At 62.2% G+C, this 22,986-nt stretch carries 20 protein-coding genes; 11 read left to right on the top strand and 9 right to left on the bottom strand.

Annotation, left to right across the window (positions count from 1 at the left end):
- The first annotated feature begins 196 nt into the window (after positions 1 to 196).
- From CAG11_RS19685 to chrA, 5 genes are all read left to right on the top strand, one after another.
- A complete protein-coding gene (locus CAG11_RS19685) occupies positions 197 to 913 on the top strand; it encodes a YafY family protein (RefSeq protein WP_031321659.1) in 717 nt (238 codons plus the stop codon).
- A 52-nt stretch (positions 914 to 965) separates the two neighbouring features.
- On the top strand, positions 966 to 1,325 hold the full coding sequence (locus tag CAG11_RS19690; protein ID WP_085597535.1) for a ketosteroid isomerase: 360 nt from the start codon (positions 966 to 968) through the stop codon (positions 1,323 to 1,325).
- 95 nt (positions 1,326 to 1,420) lie between these two features.
- Positions 1,421 to 2,539: a cell division protein ZapE gene (zapE, locus tag CAG11_RS19695; RefSeq protein ID WP_085597536.1), complete on the top strand. Its 1,119-nt coding sequence runs from the start codon at positions 1,421 to 1,423 to the stop codon at positions 2,537 to 2,539.
- 156 nt (positions 2,540 to 2,695) lie between these two features.
- Positions 2,696 to 3,187, top strand: coding sequence for a GNAT family N-acetyltransferase (locus CAG11_RS19700; protein WP_085597665.1), 492 nt, complete (start codon positions 2,696 to 2,698; stop codon positions 3,185 to 3,187).
- Positions 3,187 to 4,377: a chromate efflux transporter gene (gene chrA / locus CAG11_RS19705; protein ID WP_085597537.1), complete on the top strand. Its 1,191-nt coding sequence runs from the start codon at positions 3,187 to 3,189 to the stop codon at positions 4,375 to 4,377. The genes CAG11_RS19700 and chrA overlap by 1 nt, the downstream gene beginning before the upstream one ends.
- A gap of 3 nt (positions 4,378 to 4,380) precedes the next feature.
- Here chrA and CAG11_RS19710 read toward each other — a convergent pair whose 3' ends face one another.
- From CAG11_RS19710 to CAG11_RS19730, 5 genes are all read right to left on the bottom strand, one after another.
- Positions 4,381 to 5,805, bottom strand: a complete 1,425-nt coding sequence (locus tag CAG11_RS19710; protein WP_085597538.1) for a heavy metal sensor histidine kinase — start codon at positions 5,803 to 5,805, stop codon at positions 4,381 to 4,383.
- Positions 5,802 to 6,476, bottom strand: a complete 675-nt coding sequence (locus CAG11_RS19715) for a heavy metal response regulator transcription factor (protein WP_085597539.1) — start codon at positions 6,474 to 6,476, stop codon at positions 5,802 to 5,804. Before CAG11_RS19715 ends, CAG11_RS19710 begins: the two co-directional genes overlap by 4 nt.
- A gap of 425 nt (positions 6,477 to 6,901) precedes the next feature.
- Positions 6,902 to 7,141: a hypothetical protein gene (locus CAG11_RS19720; protein ID WP_085597540.1), complete on the bottom strand. Its 240-nt coding sequence runs from the start codon at positions 7,139 to 7,141 to the stop codon at positions 6,902 to 6,904.
- Between the two features lie 246 nt (positions 7,142 to 7,387).
- Entirely contained in the window at positions 7,388 to 9,130 is a 1,743-nt protein-coding gene (locus CAG11_RS19725; protein WP_085597541.1) for a phosphoethanolamine transferase CptA, read from the bottom strand.
- A gap of 238 nt (positions 9,131 to 9,368) precedes the next feature.
- On the bottom strand, positions 9,369 to 9,551 hold the full coding sequence (locus CAG11_RS19730; protein WP_085597542.1) for a DUF6026 family protein: 183 nt from the start codon (positions 9,549 to 9,551) through the stop codon (positions 9,369 to 9,371).
- A gap of 463 nt (positions 9,552 to 10,014) precedes the next feature.
- On the opposite strand from CAG11_RS19730, the gene gnd reads away from it, so the two are divergent.
- From gnd to CAG11_RS19745, 3 genes are read left to right on the top strand one after another with little or no spacing between them, the layout of a single operon-like run.
- The gene (gene gnd / locus CAG11_RS19735; protein ID WP_085597543.1) at positions 10,015 to 10,995 is read left to right on the top strand and encodes a phosphogluconate dehydrogenase (NAD(+)-dependent, decarboxylating); all 981 of its coding nucleotides are present in this window, start codon (positions 10,015 to 10,017) and stop codon (positions 10,993 to 10,995) included.
- Complete coding sequence (zwf, locus tag CAG11_RS19740; protein WP_085597544.1) at positions 10,992 to 12,506, top strand: glucose-6-phosphate dehydrogenase; 1,515 nt, start codon at positions 10,992 to 10,994, stop codon at positions 12,504 to 12,506. The genes gnd and zwf overlap by 4 nt, the downstream gene beginning before the upstream one ends.
- Positions 12,503 to 13,324: a Cof-type HAD-IIB family hydrolase gene (locus tag CAG11_RS19745; RefSeq protein WP_085597545.1), complete on the top strand. Its 822-nt coding sequence runs from the start codon at positions 12,503 to 12,505 to the stop codon at positions 13,322 to 13,324. Before zwf ends, CAG11_RS19745 begins: the two co-directional genes overlap by 4 nt.
- Before the next feature lie 39 nt (positions 13,325 to 13,363).
- On the opposite strand, the gene nhaB is transcribed toward CAG11_RS19745, so the two are convergent.
- Positions 13,364 to 14,866, bottom strand: a complete 1,503-nt coding sequence (gene nhaB, locus CAG11_RS19750) for a sodium/proton antiporter NhaB (protein WP_085597546.1) — start codon at positions 14,864 to 14,866, stop codon at positions 13,364 to 13,366.
- Positions 14,867 to 15,190: 324 nt separating this feature from the next.
- Here nhaB and CAG11_RS19755 point away from each other — a divergent pair, with 324 nt between their 5' ends.
- Together CAG11_RS19755 and CAG11_RS19760 are read left to right on the top strand one after the other, a co-directional pair.
- Entirely contained in the window at positions 15,191 to 16,201 is a 1,011-nt protein-coding gene (locus CAG11_RS19755; protein ID WP_085597547.1) for an adenylate cyclase, read from the top strand.
- 308 nt (positions 16,202 to 16,509) lie between these two features.
- Entirely contained in the window at positions 16,510 to 18,657 is a 2,148-nt protein-coding gene (locus CAG11_RS19760; protein WP_085597548.1) for a phosphocholine-specific phospholipase C, read from the top strand.
- Between the two features lie 206 nt (positions 18,658 to 18,863).
- Here CAG11_RS19760 and CAG11_RS19765 read toward each other — a convergent pair whose 3' ends face one another.
- A complete protein-coding gene (locus CAG11_RS19765) occupies positions 18,864 to 19,130 on the bottom strand; it encodes a hypothetical protein (RefSeq protein ID WP_022638890.1) in 267 nt (88 codons plus the stop codon).
- A 354-nt stretch (positions 19,131 to 19,484) separates the two neighbouring features.
- On the opposite strand from CAG11_RS19765, the gene CAG11_RS19770 reads away from it, so the two are divergent.
- Positions 19,485 to 20,810: a sigma-54 dependent transcriptional regulator gene (locus CAG11_RS19770; RefSeq protein ID WP_085597549.1), complete on the top strand. Its 1,326-nt coding sequence runs from the start codon at positions 19,485 to 19,487 to the stop codon at positions 20,808 to 20,810.
- 64 nt (positions 20,811 to 20,874) lie between these two features.
- On the opposite strand, the gene CAG11_RS19775 is transcribed toward CAG11_RS19770, so the two are convergent.
- Together CAG11_RS19775 and CAG11_RS19780 are read right to left on the bottom strand one after the other, a co-directional pair.
- Positions 20,875 to 22,170 carry a hypothetical protein gene (locus CAG11_RS19775; RefSeq protein ID WP_085597550.1) on the bottom strand — a complete coding sequence of 432 codons (1,296 nt, stop codon included), beginning with the start codon at positions 22,168 to 22,170 and terminating at the stop codon, positions 20,875 to 20,877.
- Positions 22,171 to 22,217: 47 nt separating this feature from the next.
- The gene (locus tag CAG11_RS19780; protein WP_085597666.1) at positions 22,218 to 22,958 is read right to left on the bottom strand and encodes a hypothetical protein; all 741 of its coding nucleotides are present in this window, start codon (positions 22,956 to 22,958) and stop codon (positions 22,218 to 22,220) included.
- Positions 22,959 to 22,986 lie beyond the last annotated feature (28 nt).

Here is a 22,986-nt window from a genome sequence, read left to right on the forward strand (position 1 = left end):
TCGATCTGCCTGCCTCATCGGTGCCCGTTGCGCGGGCATGCGCAGCCGTCGGCGGCTACACGCAGCCGTTGTAGCCGTTGTAGCCGTTGCCGAGCGTGCGAGGCTGCGCAGCACCCGCAGGGCCCGTGCCTGCTGACAGTTTCTGTCAGGAGGCTCTGCTATCCTGCGGCGGATTTTTTCCGGGAGTCCAGCCAAGGTGTCGCGAGCCAGTCGATTACTCACTCTGTTGCAGATGCTGCGAGGCAAAAGCCGTCCGGTCACGGCCGCGACCCTGGCGGCGCAGCTGGAGGTGTCCGAGCGCACCCTGTATCGCGACATCGCCGAGCTCACTGCCCTGGGCGCGCCCATCTACGGTGAGGCCGGGGTCGGTTATGTATTGCGCAGCGGGCTGTTCCTGCCACCGTTGATGCTCAATGCCGACGAGACCGAGGCCGTGGTGCTCGGCCTGCGCTACGTCGACCAGCGCGGCGATGAGGAACTGAGCAAGGCCGCCGCCGATGCCATGGCCAAGATTGCCGCGGTGCTGGCGCCGGCGGCCCAGGACGCCTTGCGCAACCCGACGCTGCTACCGGGGCCGGCCGGTTATGGCTTCCCCGACAATCCGGTGTCGCTGAACGTGTACCGCCAGGCGATCCGCCACCAGGCCAAGTTGCTGATCGACTATGCCGACGTCAACCGCACGCCCAGCCAGCGCCTGATCTGGCCCCTGGCGTTGGGGTTCCTCAATGAGGCGCGAGTGATCGTCGCCTGGTGTGAACTGCGTGGGGACTACCGGACCTTTCGTACGGACCGGGTCGCCGCTGCGCAGGAGCAGAGCGAGGCCTATCCGGGCCGGCGCAGCGACTGGCTACGGACCTGGCGCAAGCGCATGCAGAGCGATGAAGGCCAGCGTTTCACTCCTGACAAGAAATGACGCAAGGGGCTCTTAACATGCCGGCCTCGTCCACATGCAAGGAGCTTGCGCCATGCCAGTCATCAATCGATCCGAGCACCGGCACCATCCTGGAGGCGGGCCGCTGGTCCCGGCGATCGAGGCCTTCTTGGCCGCCACCCACAGCGGCGACCGCTCGCAGATAACCTCGATCTTCGCTCCCCAGGCCCAGGTCTTCGATGAGCGCGAGCACCGGGTCGGGCCGGGCGAGATCGCCCGCTGGATGGCGGACAACCCTGGCCGCCTGCGGGTAGTCGGGGTCCAGCAACGTACCGGCAAGATACTGCTGGACAGCCTTCTGTGTGGCGATTTTCCCGGTGGCCCGCGGTCGCTGCGCCATGTCTTTCGCCTGGATGACCAAGGGCGGATCGCCCGGCTGGACATTTCCCGCTGAGATAGCTGGCGTATTTCCCCTGGGCGCCCGGCAGCGGATACGCGAGACGATGGGCGGTGGCATAATGCGGCCTTTTGCCGGGAGGCCGTGGCCCCATGTCGTTCGACTCACCCTTGAGTGCCTACCAACATGCCCTGGAGCAGCAAGGGTTCGTCGCCGATGAGGCCCAGACCCAAGCGGTGCAGGCCTTGCAGCGTTGCCATGGAGCCTTGCACCAGGGCCGCGGGGCGGTGGCCGGCGTCTACCTCTGGGGGGCGGTGGGGCGCGGCAAGACCTGGCTGATGGACCAGTTCTACCAGAGCTTGAAGGTGCCCGCGCGACGCCAGCACTTCCACCACTTCATGGGCTGGGTACACCAGCGTTCCTTCCAGCTGACCGGTATCGCCGATCCGTTGCAGGCCCTGGCCCGGGAGCTCGCGGACGAGGTACGGGTGTTGTGCTTCGACGAATTGTTCGTCAACGACATCGGTGACGCGATCATCCTCGGCCGCCTGTTCCAGGTGATGTTCGAACAGGGCGTGGTGATGGTCTGCACTTCCAACCAGCCGCCCGAGCAACTTTATGCCGATGGGTTCAATCGCGAGCGTTTCCTGCCGGCCATCGATGCCATCAACCGGCACATGCAGGTGGTGGCGGTCGACGGTGCCCAGGATCATCGCCTGCATCCGGGGATCGGTACCCAGCGTTACTGGGTGACTGCCGAAGGCCAGGCCAGCGTCCTGGGACCCTTGTTCGAACGCTTGTGTGCCGGGCAGCCGGCAACCGCGGAGCCGGTGCTGCTGGGCTATCGACCGGTGACGGTGGTCCAGGCCGCCGAGGCGGTGGTCTGGTGCCGCTTCGCCGACTTGTGCGAGCAGCCGTTCTCGGCCATGGATTTCATGGCCTTGTGCGACCGCTACCGCGCCATCCTGGTTGGCGAAGTGCCTTGCCTGAGCGCCCGGCAACGCCCGGGGCGCATTGCCCGGGGCACCGAGGATGGTGCCGAGCGGGTGGTGGCGGGAGATCGCGAGTTGCCGCAACTGTCGATCCACGACGATGCGGTCCGGCGTTTCATCGCCCTGGTGGACGAGTGCTACGACCGCAAGGTGCCGCTGTACCTGGAGGCGCAAGTGTCGATGGAGCAGCTGTACACCGAGGGTTACCTGGAGTTCGCCTTTCGCCGGACCTTGAGCCGCCTGCAGGAGATGCAATTGCAGCGTTTCGGCCAGCGCTGAAGGGAAGTGCTTCCGAGTGTGGTTCATCCCGGTCATTGACTAGGATCTTTCTGCCATAAGTGGGTGAAAAATCTTCGTTTGGTCAAATCCGCCAGCCTACAATCGGAGCTGCCCGAGCCTTGAGCGCTCGTTCCGACACATTGATCGAGGATGAACATGGACGTTGCCGATGTCGTGGTGTTGCAAGCCAGTTACAGCAACCCGGTGCATGCCGAAGCCATAGGCGTGTTGCTCAGTCATTACGCAGCCGACGTCATGGGCGGTGGCCAGAGCCTCTCGGCGGACCAGCTCCAGCGGTTGCCGGAGGAGCTGGCCAAGCGACCCCAGGCGTTCAGCGTGCTGGCCTTCGCTGGCGGGCAGCCAGTGGGCCTGGTGAACTGTTTCGAAGGTTTCTCCACCTTTGCCTGCCGGCCCCTGGTGAATGTCCACGATGTGGTGGTGCTCGACGGTTTTCGTGGCCAGGGCCTGAGCAAGCGCCTGTTGCAGAAGGTCGAGGACATCGCTCGCCAGCGCGGCTGCTGCAAGATCACCCTGGAGGTGCTGGAAGGCAATGCCAGGGCCCAGGCGGCGTACCGGGCCTGCGGTTTTGCCGATGCGATGCTCGACCCCGTCCATGGCCGCATGCTGTTCTGGAGCAAGGCCTTGTAATGCCACGCGCCGCCCCCGCGACCCGCCAGCCTGGCACGGATACGCCCTGGAGCATCTTCCTGGTGTTCCTGCGCCTGGGGCTGACGTCCTTCGGCGGGCCGGTGGCGCACCTGGGCTACTTTCGCGAGGAGTTCGTCCAGCGCCGACGCTGGCTGGGGGAGGCGGCCTACGCCGAGCTGGTCGCGCTGTGCCAGTTCTTGCCGGGCCCCGCCAGCAGCCAGGTGGGAATCGCCCTGGGCTTGTCTCGGGCTGGAGTCCCCGGCGCCCTTGGGGCCTGGGCCGGCTTCACCTTGCCCTCGGCGTTGGTCCTGGCCCTGTTGGCCATGGGGCTTGGGACCGGGGTTCCTCCCGGTGCCTTGAAGGGCTTGCAACTGGTGGCGGTGGCCGTGGTGGCCCAAGCCCTCTGGAGCATGGCTTGGAGTCTGTGGCGAGGGCCGTTGCGGTTTGCCATCGGGTTGTTGGCGGCACTCTGGGTGCTGCGCTGGCCGGGGCTGGAGGCACAGTTGCTGGCCATGTCGGTCGCCGCGCTGGCAGGTAGCCTGTTGATCAACACCGCTGGCGTTCCGCTAGTCGAGGCGCCAATGGCGCCGGTCAGTCGGCGAATGGGGGCCTTGTGCCTGGGCCTGGCATTAGTGTTGCTGCTGCTCCTGCCGGGCATGGCATTGCTCTGGCCGAATCGCCTGCTGCAGCTGTTCGATGCTTTCTACCGGGTCGGCGCCCTGGTGTTCGGCGGTGGCCATGTGGTGCTGCCGCTGCTGCAAGCCCAGGTGGTGGAGCCGGGCTGGATCGGCAACTCACTGTTCCTGGCTGGTTATGCCAGTGCCCAGGCGGTGCCGGGGCCGTTGTTCAGCGTGGCCGCCTTTCTCGGCGCGGCCATCGATGGCTGGAGCGGGGCGCTGGTGTGCCTGCTGGCGATCTTCCTCCCGGGCTTGCTGCTGGTGATCGGGGTCGTGCCGTTCTGGCAAGTCCTGCGTCATCGCCAGGCGATCCAGGCCGCCCTGGCCGGGGTCAACGCCGCGGTGGTGGGTTTGCTGGCGGCGGCCCTGTACCAGCCCTTGTGGACGTCCACGGTCCGCGGACCTCTGGAGTTGCTGGCGGTAGCGTTGGTGTTTCTGCTGTTGCGCAGCGGCCGGGTACCGCCCTGGGCCCTGGTGGTGCTGGGAGCGCTGATCGGCGGCTGGAGGCTGTAGCGCCTAGAGGTCGTGTTGCGCGGGATCGAGCTTGGGAAACACCAGGCGGAATTCGGTCTGGCCATCGATGACGCTGCTGACTTCGGCGTGGCCGTCATGCAGGTTCATGATCGAACGCACGATCGCCAATCCCAGGCCAGTGCCGCCTTCGGCGCGGGTACGGCTGCTGTCGATCCGGTAGAAGCGCTCGAACAGATGTGGCAGGTGACAGGCCTCGATGCCCGGACCGGGGTTGCTCACCGTGAGGCTCACCGCCTGCAGCTGTTGTTCGACCCGCAGCTGGATACGGCCCTTGGCCGGGCTGTGGCGAATGGCATTGGACAGCAGGTTGGAAATGGCCCGCTGGATCATCAGCCGATCCCCCAGGACCCAGGCATCGCCGCTCTGTTGCAGTTCCAGTTGCTTGTCCTCGGCGCTCAGGGCGAACAGCTCCATGACTTTGCATGCTTCCACCCGCAGGGAAATCCGCGCGAAGCGAGCCTGGGAAGCCGGTTGGCTGACCTGGGCCAGGAGCAGCATGTCGGCGACCATCCGCGTGACGCGCTCCAGTTCTTCGATGCTGGCCTCCAGCACAGCCTTGTATTCTTCCGGCGGACGCTCCCGGGACAGGGTCACCTGGGCCTTGCCCATCAGGTTGCTGATGGGTGAACGCAGCTCATGGGCCAGGTCATCGGAAAATTGCGACAGGCGCTGCACGCCACCATCCAGGCGTTGCAGCATGACATTGATCCCCTGGCCCAGCTCCGCCAGTTCCCGGGGCAGCCGCTCCAGATTCAGGCGGTGGGTCAGGTCCTGGGTGCTGACCTTGGCCGCCACCCGGCTGAACTGCTGCAGGGGCAGCAGCCCTCTCTGCACCAGCCACCAGGCACCAATGCCGATCAGGCCCAGCAGCAGTGGCAGGGCAATCACCGTGGAGCGCAGGTAGGCACTGAGCAGCGCCTGGTCGTTACTGCGGTCCAGGCTCAGCACGACTCGCACCTGCTCGCCATTGCGCATGGGCATCGGCTGCGAGGCACTGAGCAACTGGCTGCCGCTGTTGTCGTTCCAGTCCAGGTAGGTGTTGCCCCTGGCTTCCTTGAGGGCACGGGGTAAAGGTTGCTGGCCGTCGCCGACATCCAGCAGCGGTGGCGCCAGCGGATCGCTGGACAACACCGACAGGCGCAGGTTGTCGTGGCCCATTACCAGGTCCAGCAGGGAATGGGGGCGGGCCGCCAGGTCGCTGCTCTTGAGGTCGCTGATCAGGCTGTGCTGGATCTGCTCCAGCTTGCTCTGCAGGCTCTTGCGGGCCAGGGTGTCCAGCTCGTGGCTCAGGGACAGGTAGGCCAGGGTGGCCAACAGCAGGACCAGGGCCGCGCCCATCAGGCTGACGGTCAGGCCCAGGCGCATGGACAGGCTGCCGTTGCCGGGCGATGCAGGAGCAGTGGTCATTGGCGCACTTCCAGCACGTAGCCGACACCGCGCAGGGTATGGATCAGCTTGAGCTCGCTGGCATCGTCGATCTTGGCCCGCAAGCGGCTGATGGAAACTTCCACCACGTTGGTATCGCAATCGAAGTTCATGTCCCAGACCAGGGAAATGATTTGCGTGCGGGTCAGAACTTCACCGGAGTGCCGCATCAATACATGCAGCAGGGTGAACTCCTTGGTGGTCAGGTCGATACGGCGTTCGCCGCGATATGCTCGATGGCGTCGCGGGTCCAGTTGCAGGTCGGCAACTTGCAAGACTTCTGGCTGGGCCACCGGTTCACTGCGCCGCATCAAGGTGCGGACCCGGGCCAGCAACTCGGGAAATTGAAATGGCTTGACCAGGTAATCATCGGCGCCAAGATCCAGGCCCCTGACTTTGTCTTCCAGGCGGCCACGGGCGCTCAGCATCATGACTCGCGCCGGATATTGTCGGTGCATATGTTGCAATACTTGCCAACCATCTTTGCCTGGCAGGTTTACATCCAGGATCACCAACTCGTAGGACTGTTGTTCAATCAGGTGCAGGCCATCCACGCCATTGTCGGCGCGGTCAACGATATATCCACTCTCGGTAAGTCCCTGATGCAAGTAGTCGGCGGTTTTCGACTCGTCCTCGATCACCAGAATACGCATGGCCTATTGTCCTCTTTAAATAACCGGATGTTGTTCAATGAAGCGATGGTGAAGCCTGAAGTAACTACAGGGTCAATCGCTCAGGCCAGTTAATTCAACGAATTAGCTGGTTGTCGACGGCCGGTAGAACATTCCGGGCAGGAAGCATGTTGGGGATTGCAGGGCAATGAGCGATCCAGGTGCTGTTGGCTCGTTTGTTGTTTCAATTCTTTTCTTCGATACGGAAGTCTTTGGGGGCAGGGTGGGGATGTTAAGCGAGTACATTCGGGCGATGTGCCACATGACAGCTTTGTAATGGCTCGGTAATTAACTTGAAACATGAATCGCAATCACTGGTAAACCAATAAAAAAGGCGCCCAAAGGGCGCCGAAATATCCAACTCTGGTTGAGGAGCATTTATCCAGAGTGGTTGCACAAAGATTGGATCAGGCGCCCGGCTGCTGGCTTACTTGTTTTTCTTGTTTGGCATCCGAGGCGGAATATGACGGTGCAGATTGCTGTTTGTCGCTCTTGGCGGTATTGGCGTCCGGGGTTCCGTGAATCTGTTGCTGATTGACGCGGAAGTTCTCGTAGAACTGTTGTACGCGCTCCGAACCGCCTTCGGCGAAGGCTGCGCTGGAGCCGGCGAGAATCACGCCGCTGAGTACAAGAGTTGAAAGTTTCATGCTGGTTTTCCTGCTTAAGAGTGTTCGGCTACTTGCTTCGTCCCTGTATGGCAAGTGACGGGGGGAAGTTAAACCGAATTCTATTAAGTGAGGGTTAACGCCAGCCTGAGGCGAAAATTACATTTTCGACATGATGTTGCGGTGGTCATCGTGGGCGACCAGGGGGAAGAGGGGATGCGCTCCAGGATGGACGGGCAGGCACGCAGCAATGGCGCCCCGGGAGCCGTGGAGCTCCCGGGGAGGTGATCATTTTTGCACGACGGTGGTGTCGGCAGGCGCTTTGGGCTGCATCAGGCTGAAGTCGATCAGCGGCCTGCTCTGGCGTTGGTTGGGGTCGCCGATCAGCAATGGCCGTGGCTTGAAGCTGTCGCTGACCAGGCTGCGACTATGGTCCAGCTGATCGAAGCTCAGGCCTGCCAGGTCGGCCCAGGTATGCACCAGCTGCGAGCTCATGAAGGGTCGGCTGAGGTCGGAGGCGAAGTTCCAGTCGTGGTTCTCTCGCCACTTGGGCGAGGCCCAGGCGATGAACGGAATGGTGTACATCGGCGCGGTGGGCTTGCCTTCGTTGCGCCCCAGGGTGTCGTGGCCGGCGGAGTCGAAGACGTCTTCACCGTGATCCGACAGGTACAGCAAGAAACCGTTGGGGTCGGCCTTGGCGTAGTCCTTGATCAGGCTGGAAACCACGAAATCGTTGTACAGCACGGCGTTGTCGTAGCTGTTGTAAGTGGCCACCTGGTCGTCGTGCACGCCGGCTGGTACCCCCTGGCGGTCGGTGAACTTGTCGAAGCTCGGTGGGTAGCGGTACTGGTAGCTCATGTGGGTGCCCAGCAAGTGCACCACGATGAACTTGCGCGGCGCGCTGTCGGCCAGGGCCTTGGAGAAAGGCTCGAGCACGTCGCCATCGTACTGGCGGGCGTTCTGGTTGCGATTGTTGTTCAGGTACACCTGCTCGTCCGCCTGCTCGGAAAAGGTGGTGAGCATGGTGTTGCGCTTGGTCATGGTCTGCTGGTTGGTGATCCAGTAGGTCTTGTAGCCGGCCTGTTTCATCACGCTGACCAGGGACGGGGTCTTGAGGTACAGGTCGGGGTTTTCTTCGTCGGCGAAGGTCAGCACCTGCTGCAGGGCCTCGATGGTATAGGGGCGCGGGGTGATGACATTGTTGAACACCGCCAGTTGGTCCCTGAGTTTGTCCAGCTCCGGGGTGGTCTGGCGCGGATAGCCGTAGAGGCTCATGCGTTGGCGGTTGGTGGATTCGCCGATCACCAGCACCAGGGTCGCTGGCTGGTTGGCCATGCTGTCCTTGAGATTGGTCAGGGGAGGGATCTTGCTGACGCTGTCGAGCATGCCTTGCATGCCGTCCAGTTGCTCACGATAGCGGCGGTAGGCGACCACCATCTGCCATGGCACTGCCGGCTCGATGCGGGTCTCGAATTTTTCCAGGCCCTGGGCGAGGGTGTCGGTGCGCGAAATCTGCTTGACCAACGGATAACCGACGATAGCCACCAGGATCGCTACCGCAGCCGCCAGGGCTTGCAGCTTGGGCAGGTATACCGGGCGCAGGCGGGTCCAGAGGAAAAAGGCGAAGGCCGTGTGGGCCAGGAACGCCGGCAGCATCCACCAGGCAAAGTACTGGGTCAGGTATTCACCGGCTTCCGAGGGGTTGGACTCGAACATGATGAATATGACGCTCTGGGAAAACTCCTGCTGGTAGATGAAGAAGTACCCCAGGCTGGCCATGGAACAGGCCCAGAGCACGACTCCGATCACGGCGGCCAGCAGCCGGGTGCGTGCCGGGAACAGCAGCATCGGTGCCAGCCAGATGGCGCTCATCAGGAAGGCTTGGCGAAAACCTGCGAACCCCGAGGTATCGGTCAGCTGGATCAGCAGCTGGGTAATACCCGAGAAATACCAGAAGAACAGGAATAGCCAGAGCAGGCCCATCCAGTCGAAACCCTTCGCAGACGTGTTGCCGCGTTTGAACAATGCCATTCGGCGCTCCCCAGGAAACCGTGATCATCGGGCGCCGGTCCGGCGCCAATGAAGGCCGCTCCATGTAACAAAGCGGCCACAATGGCCGGGAGTATCGATAGGCAAGTGTGAAAAGTTCGTCAGCAGAACGTTGGCATTTCGTGCCTGGATTCCGGGACGGGATGCCCGTCAACAAGAGCTGGGGAAGGGGCTGCTGGCAACGAGCGCAACGTTGGGCTGCGCTCGAGAGCGGGAAGATTCAGTTCGTCCGGGCACGAGGCCCGAAGGCTACCGGTTGCAGGTCCTGGTTCTGTAGCAGCAGGCGCATTTGCGCGAGCTCTTTTTGCATCTGATCGCGCTCATCTTTGAGCTGCTGCAGTTCGTCACGACGAATGGTGACGTACAGGGTTTGTGCAGGTCGTGCCGGTAGTACTGTGCCCATTGCTTCACCTCGCAAATGGCGGGTCTTGACTATGCTTCGCGATTCCCATTGCTTGCACAAAGCGCTATCACAGGCGGCATGGGTGCAGTGGGTCCGCTCCGCGCTGTCTCGCCTGACGGGGGCAATTTTATTTATTTTTCGGCCCAATGGAACTTTTTTATTTTTGATGGTCGCTGTGCCTTCGCGGCGCTGGGCGTCGTGATCTACCCATGTTTTGCGAAACTTCGCTGCAGGTGCTGCTGACTAAGCTCCCATGGGTCCCGTTCAGGGCGGCGATAGGGCGCTGCAGATCGTGGCCCTGCGACGCCAGGAAGGGCAGCCGGATACGGAAACTCGTCCGCCAAGGCAAAGATTGCGCTGTCTTGAGGCGCCTTGCCTTGTATAGTTGCGCACCTTGAAGTTTCACCTGGCCCGTTGGGCTATATATTTTTGATCTGGATTTTGGCAGTAGGAGCATCAGCACATGCAACTGGGGATTATCGGACTGGGCCGCATGGGCGGCAATATTGCACGGCGCCTGATGCTCAATGGGCACGAGACCGTAGTCTTTGACCGCAACACCGACTTCGTCAGCACCCTGGCCGCCGAAGGCGCCAAGGGCGTCGCCGACCTGCCGGCCCTGGTGGCTGGCCTGCAACAGCCGCGTGCGGTATGGGTCATGCTGCCCGCCGGCGCGCCCACCGAAGAGACCATCGACACCCTGAGCCAGTTGCTGGAGCCGGGCGATGTGATCATCGATGGCGGTAACACCTACTACAAGGATGACATCCGCCGCGCCCGGGACCTGGCACAGAAGGGCCTGAAGTACATCGATGTCGGCACGTCCGGCGGCGTCTGGGGCCTGGAGCGAGGCTATTGCATGATGATCGGTGGCGACGCCGATGAAGTGCTGCGCCTTGACCCGCTGTTCGCCGCCCTGGCTCCGGGCATGGGGTCGATCCCTCGTACCAAGGACCGTGTCGCCAGCGACGACCGCGCCGAGCGCGGCTATATCCACGCTGGTCCCGCCGGTGCCGGGCACTTCGTCAAGATGATCCACAACGGTATCGAGTACGGCATGATGCAGGCCTTCGCCGAAGGCTTCGACATCCTCAAGACCAAGAACTCGGAAAGCCTGCCGCAAGACCAGCGCTTTGACCTGAATGTCGGCGATATCGCCGAAGTCTGGCGGCGCGGCAGTGTGGTCTCGTCCTGGTTGCTGGACCTGACCGCCGACGCCCTGGCCAGCGATCCCAAGCTGGACGGTTTCTCCGGTTCGGTGGCCGACAGCGGTGAAGGCCGTTGGACCATCGAGGCGGCCATGGAGCAGGCGGTGCCGGTTCCGGTGCTGTCCAACTCGCTGTTCTCCCGTTATCGCTCGCGTGGCCAGGGTACTTATGGCGACAAGATCCTCTCGGCCATGCGCTTCGGCTTTGGCGGCCATGTGGAGACCGGGAAGAAATGACCGAGCGAAGGAAGTCCAAGGCATTGCCGGCCCCGGCGACCACGCTGTTCCTGTTCGGCGCCCGTGGCGACCTGGTCAAGCGCCTGCTGATGCCGGCGCTGTACAACCTCAGTCGCGATGGTTTGCTGGACGAGGGGCTGCGGATCGTCGGCGTCGATCACAATGCGGTGAGCGACAGTGAGTTCGCCACCTTGCTGGAAGACTTCCTTCGCGACGAAGTACTCAAGAAACAAGGGCAGGGGACCAGCGTCGATGCCGACGTCTGGGCGCGCCTGACCCGTGGCATCAGCTATGTCCAGGGAGATTTCCTGGACGATGCCACCTATGTCGAGCTGGCGGCGCGAATCGCCGCCAGCGGCACCGGCAACGCAGTGTTCTACCTGGCCACCGCACCGCGCTTCTTCAGTGAGGTGGTGCAGCGCCTGGGCGCCGCGGGACTGCTACAAGAGCAGCCTGGGGCGTTTCGCCGAGTGGTGATCGAGAAACCATTCGGTTCCGACCTGCAGACCGCAGAGGCCCTCAATGCCTGCCTGCTCAAGGTCATGGGCGAGAAGCAGATCTACCGCATCGACCATTACCTGGGCAAGGAAACCGTACAGAACATCCTGGTCAGCCGTTTCTCCAACAGCCTGTTCGAGGCGTTCTGGAACAATCATTACATCGACCACGTGCAGATCACCGCGGCGGAAACCGTCGGGGTGGAAACCCGTGGCAGCTTTTACGAAAACACCGGCGCCCTGCGGGACATGGTGCCCAACCACCTGTTCCAGTTGCTGGCGATGGTGGCCATGGAGCCGCCGGCGGCCTTTGGTGCCGATGCGGTGCGCGGCGAGAAGGCCAAGGTGGTGGGTGCCATCCGTCCCTGGACGCTGGACGAGGCCCGGGCCAACTCGGTGCGCGGCCAGTACAGTGCCGGCAAGCTGGACGGCAAGAGCCTGGCGGGATACCGCGAGGAAACCAACGTGGCGCCCGACAGCACCACCGAGACCTATGTCGCGCTCAAGGTGATGATCGACAACTGGCGCTGGGTCGGGGTGCCGTTCTACCTGCGTACCGGCAAGCGCATGAGCGTGCGCGACACCGAGATCGTCATCTGCTTCAAGCCGGCGCCTTATGCGCAGTTTCGCGACACCGAGGTGGAGCGCCTGATGCCGACCTACCTGCGGATCCAGATCCAGCCCGACGAAGGTGTGTGGTTCGACCTGCTGGCGAAGAAACCCGGGCCGACCCTGGACATGGCGCGCATCGAGTCCGGGTTCGCCTACAAGGACTTCTTCGAGATGCAGCCGTCCACCGGCTACGAGACGCTGATCTACGACTGCCTGATCGGCGACCAGACGCTCTTCCAGCGTGCGGACAACATCGAGAATGGCTGGCGTGCGGTACAACCATTCCTCGACGCCTGGAAGCAGGACGCGACCCTGCAACAGTATCCGGCCGGCACCGATGGGCCGGATGCGGGTGATCAATTGCTGGTCCGCGATGGCCGGGTCTGGCGTCCCCTGGGATGAGCGGCTCGAACGCCTACCCCATCGACTTTGTGCTGAGCGACATGGATGGCACGCTGTTGCGTCCGGACCACAGTCTCAGCCCGCGAACCCTTGCCGCCGTGCGTGCCCTGCATGACGCCGGTATCGGTTTCAGCCTGGCCAGCGGGCGTCCGCCACGGGCCATGCGGCAGCAACTCGAAGAACTCGGGGTGGAGCTGCCCAGCGCCGGATTCAACGGCGGCAGCATTGTCCATCCCGATGGACGCTACCTGGCTCGCCATCATGTCCCGGTAGCGGCGGTCGTTGCGGCGCTGCTGCTGTTCGCTCCCTATCCCCAGGTCGAGACCTGGGTCTTCGCCGACAACCAGTGGCTGGTGCGTGATCCTGACGGACCCTTGCTGCCGTTGGAGCGGCAGGCCCTGGGTTATGCGCCGCAGGTGGTGGACAGCTTCGAGGAGTACCTGCATTGCGTCGACAAGGTCGTGGCGGCCAGTAGCGACGCTCGCTTGCTGATGGAGCTGGAGGCGCGCCTGCAACAGCAGACTGCGGGGCAGGCCCAGGTCTCGCGGTCGCAACCGCGGTTCCTGGATGTCACCGCCGTGCAGGCGGACAAGGGCCAGGCCTTGGCGACGCTCGCCGAATACCTCGGTGTGCCGCTTGCGCGCACTGCGGCCCTGGGTGATGGCGGCAACGATCCGGCGATGTTCCAGCGCGCCGGGTTGTCGATCGCCATGGGCCAGGCCGAGGAGCAGGTCAAGCGCCTGGCCGATCTGGTCACCGGCACCAACCTGGAAGATGGCGCCGCCCAGGCGATCGAGTGCTATATCCTGCTGCGCTGAGCCTGCAACCGCTGCCAGGGGCCCTGGCAGCGTCATCCTTTATAGCCAGTAGCTGACTGCGTACCAGCCCAGCACGCCCATCACCAGGGTGTAGGGCAGGGCCATCCATACCATGCGGCCATAGGAGAGGCGCACCAGCGGCGCGATGGCCGAGGTCAGCAGGAACAGGAACGCCGCCTGGCCGTTGGGCGTGGCGACGCTGGGCAGGTTGGTGCCGGTGTTGATGGCGATGGCCAGGGTCTCGAAGTGTTCGCGACTCATCTGCCCGTTCAGGAAGGCTTGCTTGACCTCGGTGATGTAGATGGTGGCCACGAATACGTTGTCGCTGATGGCCGACAGCAGGCCATTGGCGATGAACAGCATGCCCGGTTGGCGATCCGCCGGCAGCGCCAGCACCCACTGGATCAGCGGCGTGAACAGCTGTTGCTGGTGGATCACCGCCACCACGGCGAAGAACACCACCAGCAGGGCGGTGAAGGGCATGGCGTCCTTGAAAGCGTTGCCCAGGCGGTGTTCGTCGGTGATACCGGTGAAGGCGGTGATCAGCACGATCACCAACAGGCCGATCAGCCCAACCTCGGCCACATGCAGCGCGAGGCCGACGATCAGTATCAGGGCCGCCAAGCCTTGCACCAGCAGGGCCGCGCGTTGGCGGACCGTGCGCTGGGCATCGTCCTCGGCGGCGTAGTTGGCCAGGATCTGGCGGACATTGTCCGGCAGCAGGGTGCCGTAGCCGAACCAGCGCAGCTTCTCCAGCAGCACGCAAGTCACCAGCCCCGCCACCAGTACCGGCAGGGATACCGGGGCGACCTGGCGGAAGAAATCAGCGAAATGCCAACCCATCTCATGGCCGATCAGCAGGTTTTGCGGCTCGCCCACCAGGGTGCAAACGCCGCCCAGGGCGGTGCCCACCGCGCCGTGCATCAGCAAGCTGCGCAGGAAGGCGCGAAATTGCTCCAGGTCATCATGGTGCAGCGACGGCAGTTGCCGGTCGTCACCATAGCCGCTGTCCTGGCGCGGGTCGTTGCCCGATGCCACCCGGTGGTACACCGAGTAGAAGCCCACCGCGGCGCTGATGATCACTGCGGTGACGGTCAGGGCATCGAGAAAGGCCGAGAGAAAGGCCGACAAGAAGCAGAACAGCAACCCCAGCAGCGCTTTGGAACGCACCCCCAGCAGCAGCCTAGAGAACAGGAACAGCAGCAACTCCTTCATGAAATAGATGCCGGCGACCATGAACATCAACAGCAGGATCACCGGGAAGTTGTGCACCAGTTCGTCGTACAACGCCTGGGGCGTGGCCATGCCCAGCAACATCGCCTGCACCAGCAGCAGCCCACCGGGCATCAGGGGATAACACTTGAGGGCCATGGCCAGGGTGAAGATGAACTCGATCACCAGGCACCAGCCGGCGGCGGCCGGGCTTACCCAGAAGAACAGCAATGGGTTGAGCAGCAGGAACGCGACGATGCTTGCCTTGTACCAGCGGGGTGAGTGGCCGAGAAAATTGTGGGCGAACGCCTGGGCCATTGAACCGGACATTGGCTGCTCCTTGTAGTGAGAAGCGCGCAACTTGCCGCAAGCGAGAAGGAGAATCAAGAAACGATGAAATCTTTTGCCACAATCCTTGGGGCCTGGGTGCTTGTACTGTCCCCGATTGAGGCGGCTGGCAAATAACCATTGACCTGCCTTTTTCTCCTGTTCTAGGGTCGCGCCAGGCTGTTGCATAACTAATGCGGCAGTGTTTCACAGGTGTTGCAGTTCCATGTCATCACCTCGGAGTTCATCTGCTCGATATTCACGGTGGCACGGCCAGGCACCGGTATTCGGCCTTGCAGGGAAAGCAGGCAAATAAAGGGAGTTATCATGAAGGCAATACGCAAACTTGCAATGAAGCTCTGCGTGGGCGGTGCATTGCTGGCTTCTGTCAGCCTGGCAGGCGCTTCGCAACTGGTTCCGGCGCTGGGGTTGGCCAATGAACAGTTCGCCAAGTCACCCGGCCCCTACAATGTAGCGACCAATGCGGTCCTGAGTGACTGCCGTGGTTTGCTGGGAGTGCTGGCGAAGATCCTGCTGCTGGACAACAGCCTTCAATGCAACCAGTCATTTCCCTACGGGTTCTCCAATCCCATTTCCACCAGCGTCTATTACCCGGCCAATATAAAGAGCCTGGACAAGTTGCCGGTAGTCAACTTCGTCGGTGGCATTCTTTCCAACCAGGGGCAATACACCGAACTGTTGAGGCTGTGGGCCAGCTACGGTTTCATCGTGGTGGTGTCTTCGGACTTCATCAATACCGCGCCGAGCATGCATGTCCTGGGGGCGGTGGAGTTGAGCAAGCTCAACCAGGATCCGACCTCCCCGCTATTTGGCAAGGTCGACCTGGCGCGGACCATAGTGGCCGGGCATTCGGCAGGTGGCGGGGCGTCGATTCTCTCCTCGAGCCTCATGCCCGACACCTTGAAGGCCATTGACCCGCAACTCCAGTACATAGGCTCGCTGCCGATCGAACCCGGGCCCATCGGCCTGGGCTCTACGGTCCGTACGCCAACGCTGGTGCTCACCGGCGCCGCGGATGTGGTGGTACCGGCCTGGGCCTGGCCGCGGCTGTGGCAGGGCGGTTTGATCAAGGCGGTGCCGGGCTGGAGCGCCACTGCCCATAACGCCACGCACTTCAGCCCGGTGCGAAGTCTCAAGGAAAACGAATTCGCCGGTATCACCACCGCCTGGATCCTGTACCTGGCCAAGAACGATCCGGCGGCCAAGGAGTACTTCGTCGGCGAGGACTACAAGCTCGCGCGGGATCCGCAGTTCATTCGCCTGGCCTTCAATCCATTGCGGGTCCAGCGCAACGAGGTGGCTGACGAGCTGCAGTAACCTACGCAGATTGAATATATGAAAGACCCCGGGAGCAAGCATGGATTGCTCCCGGTTTTCATGAACTTCAAGCTTGATCAAGGAGTGCCGTTACTGGCACTTTGCAAGCTCGGGAGTTTTATTCATCAAAGATTCTTCCAAGGCCGTTCATATATAAGCTAGTGGGACTTTAGTGCTGGCCGAATAAGTCGGCCAATGATTGAAAATTGCACTCATTGCAATATCAGTGTCACTGCATTGTTATTAGAAATGAATACCTTGCAGGCAGCGTTATATATCGCGTTGCAATCACAAGGACTCATTGACCCATGCCCAATATTTCACGCAGGAAGCTCTTGCAAGCCGCCGCCATCGGCTCGTTCTTTTCATCTTTGCCGCTCTCCATTCGCCAGGCCCTGGCAATACCGGCGAACAACCGCACAGGGACGATCAAGGATGTCGAGCATGTAGTCATCCTGATGCAGGAAAACCGTTCCTTCGACCATTACTTCGGTACTTTCCCTGGCGTACGCGGTTTCAGCGACCGCTTCACCATCCCGTTGTCCGGCCAGCGTGAAGTCTGGGAACAGCAGGGCAAGGGCCGGGTGGTCATGCCCTATCACCTGGACAGTTCCCGAGGCAACGCCCAGCGGGTCAGCGGCACGCCCCATACCTGGAGCGATGCCCACTCGGCCTGGAGCGATGGCCGCATGAACGCCTGGCCGACCTACAAGACCAACACCTCCATGGGCTACTACAGCGAGCAGGAGTTGCCATTCCAGTTCGCCCTGGCCAGTACCTTCACCTTGTGCGATGCCTACCACTGCGCGGTGCATGCCGGCACCAACCCCAACCGGCTGTTCCTCTGGACCGGCACCAACGGGCCGACTGGCGGGCAAGTGGCCGCCGTGGTCAATGAATGGGATGGGCCGGGGCCGGTGAATGTCGGTTACACCTGGAAGACCTATCCCGAACGCCTGGAAGAGCAGGGCGTCAGTTGGAAGGTCTACCAGCATCTGCCGGACAACTTCGGCGACAACCCGCTGGCAGGCTTTCGCCAGTACCGGGCCGCCAGCGTGCAGGTGGGCAACCCGGCCCAACCCCCCAGCGGTTTCAACGCCTTCGTACCCTATACCGACGCGCTCAATGCTGCGGCACCGCTGTACAAGGGCAATGGCAATACCTTGCCGGCCAGCAGTGGCAGCAACCTGGAGGCCATCATCGGCGGCTTTCGCGCCGACGTGCAGGCCGGCAAGTTGCCCCAGGTCAGCTGGATAGTGGCCCCGGCGGCCTATTCCGAGCACCCGGGGCCGTCGAGTCCGGTCCAGGGCGGCTGGTTCACCCAGGAGATCCTGCAGGCCTTGACCAGCAACCCCGAGGTCTGGAGCAAGACCGTGCTGCTGGTGACCTATGACGAAAACGATGGGTTCTTCGATCATGTGCCTTCGCCCTCGGCACCTTCCCAGCGCAAGGACGGCAGTTTCGCCGGCAAGTCGACCCTGGCGTTCGACAGCGAGCTGTTCAAGCATCCGGCTCCGGCAGGTTCGACCCAGCAGCCGCGACCGGACGGTGGGGTCTACGGACCCGGGCCGCGGGTACCGATGCTGGTGCTATCGCCCTGGAGCCGGGGTGGCTGGGTCAACTCCCAGGTGTTCGACCACACTTCGGTGCTGCAATTTCTGGAAAAACGCTTCGGCGTCCGTGAGCCGAATGTCAGTGCCTGGCGCCGCGCGGTATGCGGTGACTTGACCTCGGCGTTCAACTTCGTCGATCCCAACCACGAGCCGTTGCCTGCGCTGCAAACCACCACTCGCCAGGCTGCCGACAGCCTGCGCCAACGCCAGGAAAAACTGTTGCCGGTGCCGGTACCCTCGACCAGCAAGCAGTTGGTGCCGCAGCAGAAGCGCCTGGCGCGTCCCTCGCGGGCCTTGCCATATCGCTTGCACGTCGATAGCCAGGTCGACCACAAGGCCCGGACCTTATCCCTGAGTCTGCAGAATACCGGGACCCAGGGGGCTGTCCTGCATGTCTACGACGGCCTGCACCTGGGGGATATTCCCCGCCGTTATACGCTGGAGGCCGGCAAGGCGTTGCAGGACAGCTGGACAGTGGTCGAGCGCTACCAGCTCTGGGTTCTGGGCCCTAATGGTTTCCACCGTAGTTTCCACGGGCAGGTGCAACAACGTCAGCCGGAACTATTGGTGACGTCCAGCCAGCACCAGTTGCAACTGACCTTGAGCAACCCGGGTGGGCAGGCGGCGACGGTCAGCATCGATCGTTGCCCTTACACCCAGCAGGGCCCCTGGACGTTGTCGATCCCGGCGGGGGGCGAGGTACGCCAGGTGTTCCCCTGCGAGTCCAGCGGTGGCTGGTATGACCTGACCTTGCACAGTGACGGCGGCTGGTTGCGCAGGGTTGCCGGGCGCCTGGAAACTGGCGAGCACAGCATCAGCGATCCATTGATGGGACGGCCATGAGCGAGGCCCAGGGAAAAATAATCGGAATGACTGGAAACAGCAGTGCGTGGAGCACTGGAATGGTTTGCACGAGATACTTGCTAGAACAGCCAGGGCAACTAATGCCGCAACAGGGACAGTTGCCGGGAGGGTCAAGCGTAAAGCTTGCTTAGTTGCAGGCTTAAAACAGCGGATCACCCGCTCGGGTGATCCGTTAACAGCATCGCTTACTTGGGCATGGCCCAGGATTGCAGTGCATATCCTTCCTGGCTCAGTTCGGCACGTGCCTGGTTGAGCAGGGTTTCCAGCTGGGCTGGATCGGAGTAAGCGCTGCAGGGGATCTGCGCATGGCCGATACGGGTGCTGGTACGGTCGATGACGGTCAGGCTCAACTCGCCGTTACCGTCCTGTGGAGCCCAGGCCACGCATTGGAAAGGCTTGAATGCGCGGTCGGCGATCAAAAGTGCTTCGTTGATACGGAGCGGGGCGTTCATGGGGTCTTCTCTCTATGTGCCCAATCAAATGATGTGCCGTCGGTTGGGCTTACCGTTCGGCTGGTTATTTGTACTGATGCACCGAGGTAGGGGACGGGTCACACTGAAAAACAAGTTTTTACATCTTTCGTGTGCAAGCCCCGGGGCAGAGCCCTTAGTTGCGGGGGGGTTAAAAAATAACTGCGACAATCGGTCGCTCGAGTGGCCATCTCAAGTGGCACTTTAGTTCCTTTGGCAATCAGCGCTATAAGCAATCGATACATCCGTGCGTCAAGTTCTTGCTAATGTTACTGCCAGGTTTGCCAATCCACTGTTTCTAATAACTTTTCCTCACTGTGGCGGCAAGGAACAGTCATGCTCGAAGCTCCTGTGCAGCGTCGCTTGCTGGTGGTCGACCCCTGTGATGATTGCCACCGTTTGTTGCCTGGGTTGCGCACCATCGGCTGGGATGTCGATAGCTGTGACCTGGAGTCCGCCCGCGAGCGCTCCTGCGATGTCGGCCTGCTGCGCCTGCAGTCTTTCCATCTGGAGCGTCCGGAAGCGGTCAAGGATCTGATCAGTCGCAGCGGTACCGAGTGGATTGCGGTGCTGAGCCAGGAGGTCCTGCGCCTGCAAAAGGTCGGGGACTTCGTCTGCGAATGGTTCTTCGATTTCCACACCCTGCCGTTCGATGTGTCCCGGGTCCAGGTGACCCTGGGGCGGGCGTTCGGCATGGCCCGCTTGCGCGGCCAGGGCTCGGTCCATGTGGATCAGCCCGAACACGAGCTGCTGGGTGACAGCCGCACGATTCGCGATCTGCGCAAACTGCTCGGCAAGCTGGCGCCCACTGAATCCCCGGTATTGATCCGCGGGGAGAGCGGTACCGGCAAGGAGTTGGTGGCCCGCACCCTGCATCGCCAGTCCCAGCGCCATGACAAGCCGTTCGTCGCCATCAATTGCGGGGCCATTCCCGAGCACCTGATCCAGTCCGAGCTGTTCGGTCATGAAAAGGGCGCCTTCACCGGAGCCCACCAGCGCAAGGTCGGGCGCATCGAGGCGGCCAATGGCGGGACGTTGTTCCTCGACGAAATCGGTGACCTGCCCCTGGAACTACAAGCCAACCTGCTGCGTTTTTTGCAGGAAAAACACATCGAACGGGTCGGTGGCAGCCAGCCGATTCCGGTGGATGTGCGGGTTTTGGCCGCTACCCACGTGGACCTCGAGCAGGCCATTACCAGCGGGCGGTTTCGTGAGGATCTTTACTACCGGCTCAATGTACTGCAGGTGATCACCGCACCCTTGCGCGAGCGCCATGGCGACCTGGGCATGCTGGCCAGCCACTTTGCGCATTTCTACAGTCAGGAAACCGGTCGCCGGCCCCGCAGCTTCAGCGAGGACGCCCTGGTGGCCATGGGCAAGCATGACTGGCCGGGCAATGTCCGCGAGTTGGCCAACCGGGTGCGGCGTGGCCTGGTACTGGCCGAAGGGCGGCAGATCCAGGCCAGCGACCTGGGGCTGCATGGCTTGCCGGACCAGGATGCGCCCATGGGCACTCTCGAAGACTACAAGCACCGTGCCGAACGCCAGGCCCTGTGCGATGTGCTGAACCGCCACAGTGATAACCTCAGTGTCGCGGCCAGGGTCCTGGGGATCTCGCGCCCGACCTTCTACCGTTTGCTGCACAAGCACCAGATCCGCTAGGGCGGAAAAAGCCAAGGCCCGCAGCGATTGGAGAATCGCTGCGGGCCTTGGTTTTTGCGGCGGCTTAGAAGTAGTAAGGGAATTTCAAGCTGAAAGTGAAGTCCGGTGCGTCCTGGGTCATGCCCAGCGACAGGTTGGGCACGATGGTCAGGTGTTCGGTGGCGGCGATGGTCATGCCGACGTTGAAATACGCGGCGTTGGCGTCGCTGGACTGCACCGATTGCCAGTCCTGGTTCTTGTACTTGATCTTGCTCTTGCGCTGGACCTGGTCGGAAACCGAGAAGGCCATGCTCATCTTCTCGTTCAGGGCGAAGGCTACACCGGCGCCGACCTGGAAGCTGTCGCCCAACTTGACCTTCCCGGGGGACTTCTCGACCGGGTTGGGGCTGATGTCGCTGAACGAGTCTTCCATGTTGTAGGTGTAGGACAGGCTGCCGAACAACACCGCGGGGTCGAAGGTCTTGACCAGGGAAATCCCTGGGGTGATGGCCCAGACGCCGTTGCCGGTCGGCAGGCTTTCCGGTACGGCCAGGTTGCTGTTGTCCTCTTTCTTAACGAACTTGATGCCGAAAGGGTCCTTGCCGGTAGGGGCCTTGACCCGCAGGCTGACCACGGCATCGGGCAGGCTTTCGGACTCGTCGAGGAATTTATAGGCGACCCCGACGTTGACATCACCCAGGGTCGGGCTGCGGGTGACGGTGTCTTCCGAAATGCTTTGTCCCGAGCCACCGTTGGCACCAGCGGACGAATAGGTGGATTCGCGGTAGATCACCGGGGCGTTGATATCGAACTGCCAGCGATTATCCAGGTTGTAGCGGGCGGTCAGGTCCATGGTCCAGGTATCGGATTTGATCCGGTCCAGGTTGATGCTGCCCAGGAAGATCGAATCCAGGGCCAGGAAGCCGTTGAGGGTTAGCTGGCGGGTGTCGTAGCGGGCGTAGGTCAAGCCGGTCTCGAAGCTGAACTTGCCGCCGCCGAAGAAGCCGCTGGCCTCGTCGTAGAGGTTGGTCACACTCTGGGCTGGAGTCGAATCATCCTTGAGCGACTGTCCATAACTGGCACCCCCACCGGCACCGCCGGAGGCTGCAGTGGCCCCGGTACCGGCAACTTGCTGGTTACCCTTGAGATCGGCCGGGGACTTCACCAAGCGTCTGGGTGGTGGCGCAGCGGGCTGGTCCTCCACCTGCCGGACCCGTTGTTCGAGCACTGCCAGGGCTTTCTGCTGCACTTCATAGCGCTGCTTCAACTCCAGGAGTTCCCGTTTCAGGGTCTCTACATCCGATTCAGGCGCTGCTTGCAGCGCCATCGGCAAGAGAGTACTCAAACAAACTGCCGCGCGCAGTGAAACCGATCGATACATGAAATAAACCGTCCCTTGTAAACCCCAGTGGTCGAAAGCAGCGTAGATCAGAATTTCAAGTTGCGTAGTCCGTTTAGCGTAGTCAGGTTGCAGTCCAGCGCGCCGGTGCTCGGGCCGTTGTTTTGTAGGACAACATTGAGTTGCGTGAGGTTGTTCACCAAGTTGCTGTTGCCCAACAACCGAGTGTTCTGCAAGACGTTGCCCTGGGCCACTTGCTGCAGGGTATTGCCCTGGTTGGCGCTGGCCTGGATGGCCATCTGGACGCCGCCGCTGAGCGCCGAGACCGAGACGCTGCCGGCAGCGTTGCTACTGGTGATGGTCTGGCCACTGAGCAGGGCCTGGCCTGGATTGTTGACCTGGACCGGCGCCTGGTTGGCCTCGCTGACGTTGATGCTGACGTTGTTGTAGGCGCTGTTGCCGTCGCCCGCAGCGCGGACCACCTGGGTCACGCCCTGGCCGCTGCCCAGGCCCGCACCGCCGATCACATTGCCGGTGCCCTGGGCTGGCGTGCTGCCATTGCCAGCCTGGTTGATGGTAGTGACATAAAACTGTGGCTGGACGGTGGACTGCTGGATCTGCAAGGTGCTGCTGGCGCCGATCAGGTCGCCACTGGCGTTACGCCAAGTGCTGCTCATGACGATGCCGAAACTGATGATCCGCCCGGGCATGACATAACGGCCGCGCAGTTGCGAGAGTTCCTGGTCCTGCACTTCGATGGGCTTGAAACCCGCATGGGCCGGAAGAGCTGCTGCCAGGCAGGCCGCGGCCAGCCAGTATGAAGTCTTCATCTGCTGCTCCCGGAGCATCCTGCCCCTT

It is taken from the genome of Pseudomonas sp. B6(2017) (assembly GCF_002112765.1).
Classification (GTDB): domain Bacteria; phylum Pseudomonadota; class Gammaproteobacteria; order Pseudomonadales; family Pseudomonadaceae; genus Aquipseudomonas; species Aquipseudomonas piscis.

What these genes read in the sequence shown, in the direction of transcription:
- CAG11_RS19690 (WP_085597535.1), top strand. Translation starts at nt 966, where the DNA reads ATGCCAGTCATCAATCGATCCGAGCACCGGCACCATCCTGGAGGCGGG.
- zapE (WP_085597536.1), top strand. Translation starts at nt 1,421, where the DNA reads ATGTCGTTCGACTCACCCTTGAGTGCCTACCAACATGCCCTGGAGCAG.
- CAG11_RS19700 (WP_085597665.1), top strand. Translation starts at nt 2,696, where the DNA reads ATGGACGTTGCCGATGTCGTGGTGTTGCAAGCCAGTTACAGCAACCCG.
- chrA (WP_085597537.1), top strand. Translation starts at nt 3,187, where the DNA reads ATGCCACGCGCCGCCCCCGCGACCCGCCAGCCTGGCACGGATACGCCC.
- CAG11_RS19710 (WP_085597538.1), bottom strand. Translation starts at nt 5,805, where the DNA reads ATGACCACTGCTCCTGCATCGCCCGGCAACGGCAGCCTGTCCATGCGC.
- CAG11_RS19715 (WP_085597539.1), bottom strand. Translation starts at nt 6,476, where the DNA reads ATGCGTATTCTGGTGATCGAGGACGAGTCGAAAACCGCCGACTACTTG.
- CAG11_RS19720 (WP_085597540.1), bottom strand. Translation starts at nt 7,141, where the DNA reads ATGAAACTTTCAACTCTTGTACTCAGCGGCGTGATTCTCGCCGGCTCC.
- CAG11_RS19725 (WP_085597541.1), bottom strand. Translation starts at nt 9,130, where the DNA reads ATGGCATTGTTCAAACGCGGCAACACGTCTGCGAAGGGTTTCGACTGG.
- CAG11_RS19730 (WP_085597542.1), bottom strand. Translation starts at nt 9,551, where the DNA reads ATGGGCACAGTACTACCGGCACGACCTGCACAAACCCTGTACGTCACC.
- gnd (WP_085597543.1), top strand. Translation starts at nt 10,015, where the DNA reads ATGCAACTGGGGATTATCGGACTGGGCCGCATGGGCGGCAATATTGCA.
- zwf (WP_085597544.1), top strand. Translation starts at nt 10,992, where the DNA reads ATGACCGAGCGAAGGAAGTCCAAGGCATTGCCGGCCCCGGCGACCACG.
- CAG11_RS19745 (WP_085597545.1), top strand. Translation starts at nt 12,503, where the DNA reads ATGAGCGGCTCGAACGCCTACCCCATCGACTTTGTGCTGAGCGACATG.
- nhaB (WP_085597546.1), bottom strand. Translation starts at nt 14,866, where the DNA reads ATGTCCGGTTCAATGGCCCAGGCGTTCGCCCACAATTTTCTCGGCCAC.
- CAG11_RS19755 (WP_085597547.1), top strand. Translation starts at nt 15,191, where the DNA reads ATGAAGGCAATACGCAAACTTGCAATGAAGCTCTGCGTGGGCGGTGCA.
- CAG11_RS19760 (WP_085597548.1), top strand. Translation starts at nt 16,510, where the DNA reads ATGCCCAATATTTCACGCAGGAAGCTCTTGCAAGCCGCCGCCATCGGC.
- CAG11_RS19765 (WP_022638890.1), bottom strand. Translation starts at nt 19,130, where the DNA reads ATGAACGCCCCGCTCCGTATCAACGAAGCACTTTTGATCGCCGACCGC.
- CAG11_RS19770 (WP_085597549.1), top strand. Translation starts at nt 19,485, where the DNA reads ATGCTCGAAGCTCCTGTGCAGCGTCGCTTGCTGGTGGTCGACCCCTGT.
- CAG11_RS19775 (WP_085597550.1), bottom strand. Translation starts at nt 22,170, where the DNA reads ATGTATCGATCGGTTTCACTGCGCGCGGCAGTTTGTTTGAGTACTCTC.
- CAG11_RS19780 (WP_085597666.1), bottom strand. Translation starts at nt 22,958, where the DNA reads ATGAAGACTTCATACTGGCTGGCCGCGGCCTGCCTGGCAGCAGCTCTT.